The sequence below is a fragment of the Heyndrickxia acidiproducens DSM 23148 genome, assembly GCF_000374345.1.
GTDB lineage: Bacteria > Bacillota > Bacilli > Bacillales > Bacillaceae_C > Weizmannia > Weizmannia acidiproducens.
On record NZ_KB894047.1, the window covers coordinates 1 to 8,855 of the forward strand.

Annotated in this window: 8 protein-coding genes, 9 tRNA genes and 2 rRNA genes; 3 read left to right on the forward strand and 16 right to left on the reverse strand. The window is 42.1% G+C overall.

Going from position 1 to position 8,855, the window contains the following annotated elements:
• Positions 1-231: 231 nt before the first annotated feature.
• The 5 genes from glmM to sigW form a co-directional block, all read right to left on the reverse strand.
• Positions 232-1,581, reverse strand: coding sequence for a phosphoglucosamine mutase (gene glmM, locus C232_RS0117350; RefSeq protein ID WP_018665391.1), 1,350 nt, complete (start codon positions 1,579-1,581; stop codon positions 232-234).
• A 39-nt stretch (positions 1,582-1,620) separates the two neighbouring features.
• Positions 1,621-2,862 carry a CdaR family protein gene (locus C232_RS0117355; RefSeq protein WP_018665392.1) on the reverse strand — a complete coding sequence of 414 codons (1,242 nt, stop codon included), beginning with the start codon at positions 2,860-2,862 and terminating at the stop codon, positions 1,621-1,623.
• On the reverse strand, positions 2,855-3,682 hold the full coding sequence (gene cdaA / locus C232_RS0117360; protein WP_018665393.1) for a diadenylate cyclase CdaA: 828 nt from the start codon (positions 3,680-3,682) through the stop codon (positions 2,855-2,857). Before cdaA ends, C232_RS0117355 begins: the two co-directional genes overlap by 8 nt.
• A gap of 142 nt (positions 3,683-3,824) precedes the next feature.
• Positions 3,825-4,439, reverse strand: coding sequence for an anti-sigma factor family protein (locus C232_RS0117365; protein ID WP_018665394.1), 615 nt, complete (start codon positions 4,437-4,439; stop codon positions 3,825-3,827).
• A gap of 21 nt (positions 4,440-4,460) precedes the next feature.
• Positions 4,461-5,024, reverse strand: coding sequence for an RNA polymerase sigma factor SigW (sigW, locus tag C232_RS0117370; protein WP_018665395.1), 564 nt, complete (start codon positions 5,022-5,024; stop codon positions 4,461-4,463).
• A gap of 172 nt (positions 5,025-5,196) precedes the next feature.
• On the opposite strand from sigW, the gene C232_RS0117375 reads away from it, so the two are divergent.
• The 3 genes from C232_RS0117375 to C232_RS0117395 all read left to right on the forward strand — a co-directional run bounded on the left by C232_RS0117375 (position 5,197) and on the right by C232_RS0117395 (position 6,969).
• On the forward strand, positions 5,197-5,358 hold the full coding sequence (locus C232_RS0117375; RefSeq protein WP_018665396.1) for an aspartyl-phosphate phosphatase Spo0E family protein: 162 nt from the start codon (positions 5,197-5,199) through the stop codon (positions 5,356-5,358).
• Positions 5,359-6,181: 823 nt separating this feature from the next.
• Positions 6,182-6,424 (forward strand): DUF3139 domain-containing protein, encoded by a 243-nt coding sequence (locus tag C232_RS0117390; protein WP_018665398.1) that lies wholly within the window; start codon positions 6,182-6,184, stop codon positions 6,422-6,424.
• A gap of 287 nt (positions 6,425-6,711) precedes the next feature.
• Complete coding sequence (locus C232_RS0117395) at positions 6,712-6,969, forward strand: DUF3969 family protein (RefSeq protein ID WP_018665399.1); 258 nt, start codon at positions 6,712-6,714, stop codon at positions 6,967-6,969.
• A 234-nt stretch (positions 6,970-7,203) separates the two neighbouring features.
• On the opposite strand, the gene C232_RS0117400 is transcribed toward C232_RS0117395, so the two are convergent.
• The 11 genes from C232_RS0117400 to C232_RS0117450 all read right to left on the reverse strand — a co-directional run.
• Positions 7,204-7,275, reverse strand: a tRNA-Gly gene (locus C232_RS0117400).
• 48 nt (positions 7,276-7,323) lie between these two features.
• Positions 7,324-7,396: transfer RNA gene (locus C232_RS0117405), tRNA-Lys, on the reverse strand.
• Between the two features lie 60 nt (positions 7,397-7,456).
• Positions 7,457-7,531: transfer RNA gene (locus C232_RS0117410), tRNA-Gln, on the reverse strand.
• A 71-nt stretch (positions 7,532-7,602) separates the two neighbouring features.
• Positions 7,603-7,684 (reverse strand) — tRNA-Tyr (locus C232_RS0117415).
• An 8-nt stretch (positions 7,685-7,692) separates the two neighbouring features.
• Positions 7,693-7,768, reverse strand: a tRNA-Thr gene (locus C232_RS0117420).
• Positions 7,769-7,775: 7 nt separating this feature from the next.
• Positions 7,776-7,848, reverse strand: a tRNA-Val gene (locus C232_RS0117425).
• A 16-nt stretch (positions 7,849-7,864) separates the two neighbouring features.
• A tRNA-Glu gene (locus tag C232_RS0117430) sits at positions 7,865-7,939 on the reverse strand.
• 16 nt (positions 7,940-7,955) lie between these two features.
• Positions 7,956-8,031, reverse strand: a tRNA-Thr gene (locus tag C232_RS0117435).
• A 4-nt stretch (positions 8,032-8,035) separates the two neighbouring features.
• Positions 8,036-8,110 (reverse strand) — tRNA-Asn (locus C232_RS0117440).
• Between the two features lie 6 nt (positions 8,111-8,116).
• A 5S ribosomal RNA gene (rrf, locus tag C232_RS0117445) occupies positions 8,117-8,232 on the reverse strand.
• 429 nt (positions 8,233-8,661) lie between these two features.
• Positions 8,662-8,855 (reverse strand): 23S ribosomal RNA (locus tag C232_RS0117450); the annotation flags it as partial.

The window sequence follows — 8,855 nt, forward strand, 5'->3', positions numbered from 1 at the left end:
TTCGATACTCCTCCTCCTCGTCAACTAAATCCTTTTTCCGTTCCGGATTTAGTCCTGGCGCTTTAGATCCTTATTCTTTTCTACGCTCCTTTCCATTTTTTATAAGAGAAAACAACACCATTATCATAGCTTATTTCCTTCATTACCGTCAACATATTTTGCAGCTGACAACATAAAATATGCATAAGGGGTGTTTTTGGTTCCCCCTTATGCATCATGAACTGATAATTTCTATTCCAAACCCATTTCCTGCTTCACAACATCAGCAATGCGTGATACATATTTGTCGCAATCTTCCTCTTCAGGTGCCTCTGCCATCACGCGGACAAGCGGCTCTGTTCCGGAAGGCCGTACAAGAATCCTGCCGTTGCCTGCCATTTCCTGTTCGACTTCCTGGATCACTGCTTTAATTTTTTCGTTTTCTTCTACATGATATTTGTCCGTTACTTTAATGTTCACCAGCTTTTGCGGGTATTTTTTCATTTCCCCGGCCAGTTCCGACAATGGCTTGTTGGTGATCTTCATAATATTGACAAGCTGCAGGGCAGTTAAAAGCCCGTCCCCCGTGGTATTGTAATCAAGGAAAATGATATGGCCCGATTGTTCGCCGCCAAGATTATAGCCGCCAGCCTTCATTTCTTCCACAACATAACGGTCACCGACAGCCGTTTGAACACTGTTAATGCCAAGCGCCTCAAGCCCTTTATGGAATCCGAGATTGCTCATGACTGTTGAAACGACTGTATTTTTCTTTAAAAATCCGTCCTTTTTCAAATGTTTGGCGCAGATAAACATAATTTGGTCGCCATCTACGATCTGCCCTTTCTCATCGACAGCAATCAGGCGGTCTCCGTCCCCGTCGAACGCAAGCCCGACTTGGGCGCCTTTTTCCTGTACAAAAGCAGCCAAAGCCTCAGGATGGGTAGAGCCCACCCCGTCATTAATATTTAGACCGTTGGGAGAAGCCCCCATCGTAGAAACATCGGTATCCAAGTCTGCAAACAGATATGTCGCGAGTGAGGAAGTAGATCCGTTTGCGCAGTCAAGCGCAACATGAATGCCGGTAAAATCTTCATCCACTGTCTGTTTTAAAAATTGCAAGTATTTCTGGCTTCCCTCAAAATAGTCGCTCACAATCCCTAAATCTTTTCCAATTGGCCGCGGCAGATCATCTACTTCTTTATTCAGCAGTTCTTCAATTTCCGCTTCCTGGTCATCTGACAGCTTAAAACCATCAGGGCCAAAAAATTTAATGCCGTTATCACTGACCGGATTGTGTGATGCAGAAATCATTACCCCTGCCTGCGCACCGAGCACTTTTGTCAAATAGGCAACGCCCGGAGTAGTAATGACGCCAAGTCGCATTGTTTCAGCACCGATTGATAAAAGACCGGCAACGAGCGCGCCTTCGAGCATTTGCCCGGAAATGCGGGTATCGCGGCCAATAATTACCTTTGGGCGTTCATTTGCATGTTTTGTTAACACATATCCGCCAAAGCGGCCCAGTTTAAAAGCAAGCTCCGGAGTAAGTTCTGAATTCGCAATGCCTCTGACTCCATCTGTTCCAAAATATTTACCCATTAGGTTTCGCTCCTTCTTTTTCCACATCTTGTACTTGATCTATTCTTGTGCGTCTTTTTCACTTATTCGTATTTTTGCCTTTTCACTGGAGAGTTTCCAGGTAATGTTTTTCGGTCCCGATACAATATAACTGACATCATGATCTCCGTCCGACAAGCCGGCCAGATTGACATAAACATCAAAGTCGCCAGCAGAGATGTTGTCCAACTCTTCTTTTGTCCCATCCACTACAATATCAATGGTTCCGCTTTGTGGAGATAAGAACTTCATGTCGTATCTGTTGCCCAGGCCTTTTTCGTTAATTTTGATGCCTGTCAGTTTTTTTTCATCCATTTTATTTTCAACAGTTATCGTCGCTCTAACCATTTCGGGGCTTACCTTGTTCACCCCGTCAGGCAATGAAACCGGCACATCTATGGTCGTATTTTTTGTAATATCACTGATATCCACATTCACCGGCAGGGTATCGATGCCGTTGAGACGCTCGTTGGTGCCGTAAATTGTCACTTTTTTCGGTTCTGTCGTAATGCTTTTGATTGTGACGTTGTTATTTTCACTGCCAATCGGGTTCACAGATACCGGAACCGTCTTGCTTGGATTGGCCACTGGCACTGTGACATCGACATTACTTGGATTGACAGTGACATCCAGCTTGTTCAGATTTCTGTCCAGAACATTAATGGCAGCCTGCTTTGTAAACGTCTCGGTAATCGGTTTAGTGGTTTCCACAGTTGCTTTCACATAGCTGATTTTTTGAATTTCATTTTTTGCTCCGGTTACCTTTACAGTCCTTGGGCTGACAACCGGCGTAGAAGCTTCATAACCGGACGCAAGCAAATCTTTATCGTATTCCGCTTCTACATTGTACGTTTTCGTTACTTTCTCCTGCACGGTCACATACGCATATGTACGGCTCAATTTATACTTTAATTTATCGGAAAGGTTTTTCATTTTTAATTTCACTCTCTGCCTGCCGATTTGTGTATCACTTAAATCCATATAGACAGTGAAATCTCTTGATGCTTTCACCTGCTGGACAATCACTTTCGGGCCTGAAATGGTAACATCCACCGTTTTCGGGGCCCCCAGTACGACAAGATTTTTGTTGTCGTAAACGAGCTGGACAGGAACATCTTCAATCACGCTGCTGCCCTTTGCTGTTGTTGTGCCGATAATTTTTTTGCCTCCATCATTTTCGATTGCAACTGATATGTAGAGCAGCAGCGCTAAAATTAAAGCCAGTATTCTCATAAACCAACGATTATCCATTAGTTTATCCATGTTTTTTTACCCTCCAGTTCCATTTCGATAAGGAAGGTTCTTTTAATTTCGGAGCATAGCTCAATTCGACTTCCAATACTTCTTTCAGCTGATCCAAGGTCAAATCACGGTGTAATTCACCATTTTTTGTGATTGTAATGCCTCCTGTTTCTTCGGACACTACAACCGTCAGGCTATCGGTTACTTCGCTGATCCCGACGGCCGCCCGGTGCCTTGTGCCCAATTCTTTCGAGATAAACGGGCTTTCAGAAAGCGGCAAATAACAGGCAGCCGCTGCCACTTTTCTTTTCTGGATAATAACAGCGCCGTCATGAAGCGGGGTATTCGGTATGAAAATGTTAATTAAGAGCTCCGCAGAAACGACGGAATCAAGCGGTATACCGGTTTCAATATAATCGCTCAGCCCCGTTCCCCTCTCAATAGAAATCAGGGCGCCGATTCTCCGTTTTGCCATATAGCTGGTTGATTTCACGATGGCTTCAACCAGATGGGCCTGTTCGTCTTCTTCCTGGCTGTTGGCTCTTGAAAAGAATTTGCCTCTGCCCAGTTGTTCCAATGCGCGGCGCAATTCCGGCTGGAAAATAATAATAATGGCCAAAAAGCCGTATGTTATCGCCTGATCCATCATCCACGCCAGTGCCTGCAGGCCGAGGAGGCTGCTGAGGCTTCTGACAATGATAATGACGAAAATGCCCTTTAAAAGCTGCACTGCTTTTGTTCCGCGGATTACCATCAATAATTTATATATAACATACCAAACCACCAAAACATCAACAATGTTGGAGAGATAGTTCAAGATGGGGAAATCAGCAATATGCATGACCCTGCCTCCATTAATCACAAACTAAAATCATGTATTTCAACTGTTCCATTATATCATTTATTGAAAAAGAAAAGGAGTATTGAACATCATGGAAAAGGAAAAGGGAACCGATTCAGGGTCCCATGACATTATATTATATTCACTTATGAACAGCTAATGCATCCTGTCCCGTTTCTTTGATATTATACCAAACCCAGTCAAACACTTCATTGATTTCTTTCACATCGCCCGTTACATCACCGGCTGATGCCATGTATTCTTTGCCGTGGATAACGGTAACATTTCCTTTTACCTTTCCTTCAATCCGCACATTGCCATTTTTCACAGTAATATCCTCCCCTACCACTTTCCCTTTTGGCACGATTACCGTATGGCCTTTGACAACCAGATTTTTATTTTTTGTTACCGAGAATTCGCCCGCGTCATTCCATTTTAAGAATACCGCGCCCGCCATCAGAACCAGGAATAAGAAGGCAGAAACAGCAAAAGAATGCCCCCCCAGCCAGCGGCGCATGCCAACCCGCCTTTTTTCTTTTGGGAGTTTGTCCATTACGCGGTTTACAAACCCGGCAGGCGCTGTAACACCCGACAGGCTCCGGACGTAAAAAATGCTTTTTTTTAATTCGTAAAAATGCCGCTTGCAATGCAGGCAGCTTCCTAAATGCTGCTCAAGAATCTGTTTATGGTCTTCCGGTATATCATCATCCAGGTACTCATGCATATAGTGAATGATCTGCTCGGGGCATGCATCCATTTTGCTTCCTTCCTCTCTACACTACAATTTTCCAAGTTGTTTTCTCAGCGCTTCCCGTCCGCGGTGAATTCTTGTTTTTACTGTACCTAGAGGGATACCCAGCATATCGCTAATTTCCAATAATGAAAGTTCGTCGATATACTTCAACACAATCATGACCCTGTATTTTTCCGGCAGGTTAAGAATCTCCCTTTGGATCATTTCTTGCAATTCCAGGGTTTCCACCTGCAGATCCGGCCGCTTCTCCCCGGCTGCAATGGTCGAATATAAGGTGAGCCCATCCGTTCCGGAAATTTCAGCATCCAAATAGTAATCGGGTTTTTTCTTTCTGATCCGGTCGATGCACAAATTCGTCGCAATCCTGTAAAGCCATGAGGAAAATTTTCGTTCCTGCCTAAAACTGCCGATATTGACATATGCGCGCAAAAATGTTTCCTGGGCCAGATCTTCTGCTTCATGCTGGCAGCCGATCATCCGGAAACAGATTTGGTACACTTTATCTTTATAGAAATCAACAATGTCATTGAAGGCGTTTTGGTCTCCCTTCATGACCTGTTTAATTTGTTTACTTACAATCGTTTCCATTTTCCCCCTCCGCCCTATGCGGTACGCTATTTTACGTGATCGGCAAAAAAAAGTTTCAAAAAGGTAAAAAATTGTTCACATCTATTGTAGCAAAAATCTGGAAAAAGTGTTTAAATATTTAGTAAAATGGTTATGAAAAAATGTACGAATCCTGAATGAACGGGGAGTTTATATGAATCAAAAAAGCCAAACTTTAATGATGCAAATTGAAGAAAAGCGCCGCGAAATGATTCAGCTTGCTTCCACCACTGTCTATTGGGATGATCGTGTGGTTCAGGCAAGCAGAAACCTGGACCAATTGATTAACCAATTCAACCTGTTAAAAAAGCGGTAGCCTTTGCGCTGCCGCTTTTTCCAATTACTTTTTAGAACGGTGGCAGCGAAAGAAAATTCCACCTCTGCCATTATAAAAGGCCGGAGAGAATCCCAAGAAAAATGCGTAAAAATGGCGCCTTATCCGTTTAAGAAAAAAACGCAGACGCCTTAAAAGTAGCGGAAGACGAGACTCGAACCCGCAGCCCGCACCTTGGGATGGTAAATAAGAGATTTAAAACTCAATGGAAATGAAACGAACACCATTGGTATAAGTGAATTTCAAAAATTAGTGGTATGATTTTATGGGAGACAAAATGTTAAAGAGAACTTAATGATTGATCAATAATCTAAGTCACGTGAAATTTCCGCTAATGAAGGAGAAGTGTGGAAAATGATAAAAAAGCCTTTTAAACAAAATTAGGGAGAATGTTTTATTTGCTCTTTTGTAATGGTTTCGTTTTTGTTTTTATCAGTTTCTGGATGTGAAAAAAATATACTGAAGAATATACAAGATGGAGAAAAAAACAAACAGTAATGCAACTGAATTACTGGAAAAAAATAAGATACCTTATAAAATCAAATATGGAGCAATATATATTCCAAAAGATGTCTTTGATAAGGCAATCAATTGCTGTTCATAATGTCACGAAAGTTATTCTTCAATAATTTTGGGCAAGCAATTTTAAAAATCATTTTCCTGTTGTTACGTTTGTTGCAACTAACTTCCCGCTTACAACTCTGGAAAGTGATTTCATACGCCATTCCATTGTTATGCCCCCTTATTTTATTTGCGGAGGTGCCGTACTAACTATCCTTAAAAAAGAGAAGAGGAGGGCTGTGCATTGAAAAGGAAATTAAAAATACTGATATTATTAGTAACCTTTTTATCTCTGGTTGGTGGAGGATATTATATTTACAGACATGTTTATATCAAACATCAATCCGAGATAAGATTTGAAAAATATTTAAAAAAACATAGTGATGCTAAGCCCATTGCACATAAAGATTTATTCTACGATACGATTAGAGGAAACTATGGAATGATCGTCACTTATAGAGATGAGCCAGCCCGGTGTGTCATATGAATACTGAATTACTGCAGATAATACAATTACTATACTCATTATGAAAGATGGCGTAGAAATAGATAAAGGCAAACATTACCCCAAATAAAATGCCAATGAGAGAAAGATCTTTTAAAAGCGTTAAAAGAAATAGAAGGTGGGACTTGGCATAAAGTTTATAAAGATGGTTATGACAAAAATCACAAGAAAATTTCAATTCATTATCTCCAAAGCAAATCTGGATTAGTATATAATGTTAAAACTAAGAAAGGATGGAGTGTTAATAAAAATACTGAAGAAAAAGATATATGTTGAATGTTTTAGGTGTAATCGAAGCTTTATATAATAAAAAAATTTCGATAGAGGAAGCTGAGAAAAGATATTTTAATTATCGTATTATTGATTCTTTGAAAGAAAAAAATTACTCAGATGAAATAATAGAGATTTTGGAGCTGGGTACAGAAATTGATGATATACATGATTTACTACCTGACAAGTTAGATGAAAATATAATTGATTTAAAAAATAGAATTCTTCTTTTGCTGGATAGAGAAATAAAGGATTAAATTACTTATTTTCAATATGTACTTTCAAAAACCGTTACGGCATGCGCTCCGAACTGCAGACAAAACTGCCGCTAGAAAATTGGACACTATTATTAAGCAAAAAGGTCAAAAAAATTTAAACCGTCAACAATCCGTCAACAACTCATAAACTGTGTTAAAATCAGGCACAACTTTCCTGTAAATAAAAAACGCTCAATCCTTTTTGTATCAAGGGATTTGAGCGTTTCTGTTTTAAGCGGAAGACGGGACTCGAACCCGCGACCCACACCTTGGGAAGGTGTTGTTCTACCACTAAACTACTTCCGCATATGCAATTAAAAAAACCTTGATCATACAGATGACAATCAAGAATAGTGAGCCATGCAGGATTCGAACCTGCGACCCTCTGATTAAAAGTCAGATGCTCTACCAACTGAGCTAATGGCTCATAAACAGGCCTCAAAAATACTTTATATCAAACGGCTAAACGCCAATATAAAAACAAAAATGGCTGGGCCAGCTGGATTCGAACCAACGCATGACGGAGTCAAAGTCCGTTGCCTTACCGCTTGGCTATGGCCCAATATCAATAGTATATATCATTCCTATTAAAAAAGGCACCAAGAGCATGTCCAAAACAAATTTATGTTGAAGTGGAGGGGGACGGATTCGAACCGCCGAACCCTGAGGGAGCGGATTTACAGTCCGCCGCGTTTAGCCACTTCGCTACCCCTCCAAAAGAGATGGTGCCGGCCAGAGGACTTGAACCCCCAACCTACTGATTACAAATCAGTTGCTCTACCAATTGAGCTAGGCCGGCATAAGAATGGAGGATGACGGGTTCGAACCGCCGACCCTCTGCTTGTAAGGCAGACGCTCTCCCAGCTGAGCTAATCCTCCGAAAATATGTAAAAATTGGTGACCCGTACGGGATTCGAACCCGTGTTACCGCCGTGAAAGGGCGGTGTCTTAACCGCTTGACCAACGGGCCAACACATAAAAAAATATGGAGCTCCCAATCGGGCTCGAACCGATGACCTCTTCCTTACCATGGAAGTGCTCTACCTGCTGAGCTATGGAAGCATAGTGGCTCCGCAGGTAGGATTCGAACCTACGACCGATCGGTTAACAGCCGATAGCTCTACCACTGAGCTACTGCGGAATAACTGCCCGGCAACGTCCTACTCTCGCAGGGGGAAACCCCCAACTACCATCGGCGCTGAGAAGCTTAACTTCCGAGTTCGGGATGTGTTCGGGTGTGACCTTCTCGCCATTATTGCCGGACCTCAATGACAAAAATTATTTTATCAAAATTGGTTATTTTTTTCAATAGGAAATTTTAATTTATTCCCTCAAAACTGGATAGGAGAAAAACAAGTAAAACCAAGAATTGCACTTCTAAACTGTCCAGCTCCAGGCGCTATCGGCTAGTGAACTTCCTGTCCTCTTCCCTACGATAAGTCAACATCGGTTCGTACCTCACCGTGTTTCCTTTATCTCAGTCAGAGGCCCTGAAGTTCATACGCCGATGAACAAGCACCCTACGCTTTTCGTTTTGTCCAGCTTCAGCGCCTATCGGCTGGTGTATTTCTCCGTCTTCTCCCTCCGATAAGTCAACATCAGCTCGTAAAAACCACTCGCTGTGTTTCCTTTATCTCAGTCGAAGCCTGCGAAATCCGTACGCCGATGAACAGGCGCTTCCGCTTTTCGTTTTTGGTTAAGTCTTCGATCGATTAGTATTCGTCAGCTGCACGCGTTGCCGCGCTTCCACCTCGAACCTATCAACCTGATCATCTTTCAGGGATCTTACTAGTTAAACTAGGGGAAATCTCATCTTGAGGGGGGCTTCATGCTTAGATGCTTTCAGCACTTATCCCTTCCGCACATAGCTACCCAGCGATGCCTTT

Excerpts from the sequence above, each read along its gene's own strand:
- glmM (WP_018665391.1), bottom strand. The coding sequence starts at position 1,581 with ATGGGTAAATATTTTGGAACAGATGGAGTCAGAGGCATTGCGAATTCA.
- C232_RS0117355 (WP_018665392.1), bottom strand. The coding sequence starts at position 2,862 with ATGGATAAACTAATGGATAATCGTTGGTTTATGAGAATACTGGCTTTA.
- cdaA (WP_018665393.1), bottom strand. The coding sequence starts at position 3,682 with ATGCATATTGCTGATTTCCCCATCTTGAACTATCTCTCCAACATTGTT.
- C232_RS0117365 (WP_018665394.1), bottom strand. The coding sequence starts at position 4,439 with ATGGATGCATGCCCCGAGCAGATCATTCACTATATGCATGAGTACCTG.
- sigW (WP_018665395.1), bottom strand. The coding sequence starts at position 5,024 with ATGGAAACGATTGTAAGTAAACAAATTAAACAGGTCATGAAGGGAGAC.
- C232_RS0117375 (WP_018665396.1), top strand. The coding sequence starts at position 5,197 with ATGAATCAAAAAAGCCAAACTTTAATGATGCAAATTGAAGAAAAGCGC.
- C232_RS0117395 (WP_018665399.1), top strand. The coding sequence starts at position 6,712 with ATGTTGAATGTTTTAGGTGTAATCGAAGCTTTATATAATAAAAAAATT.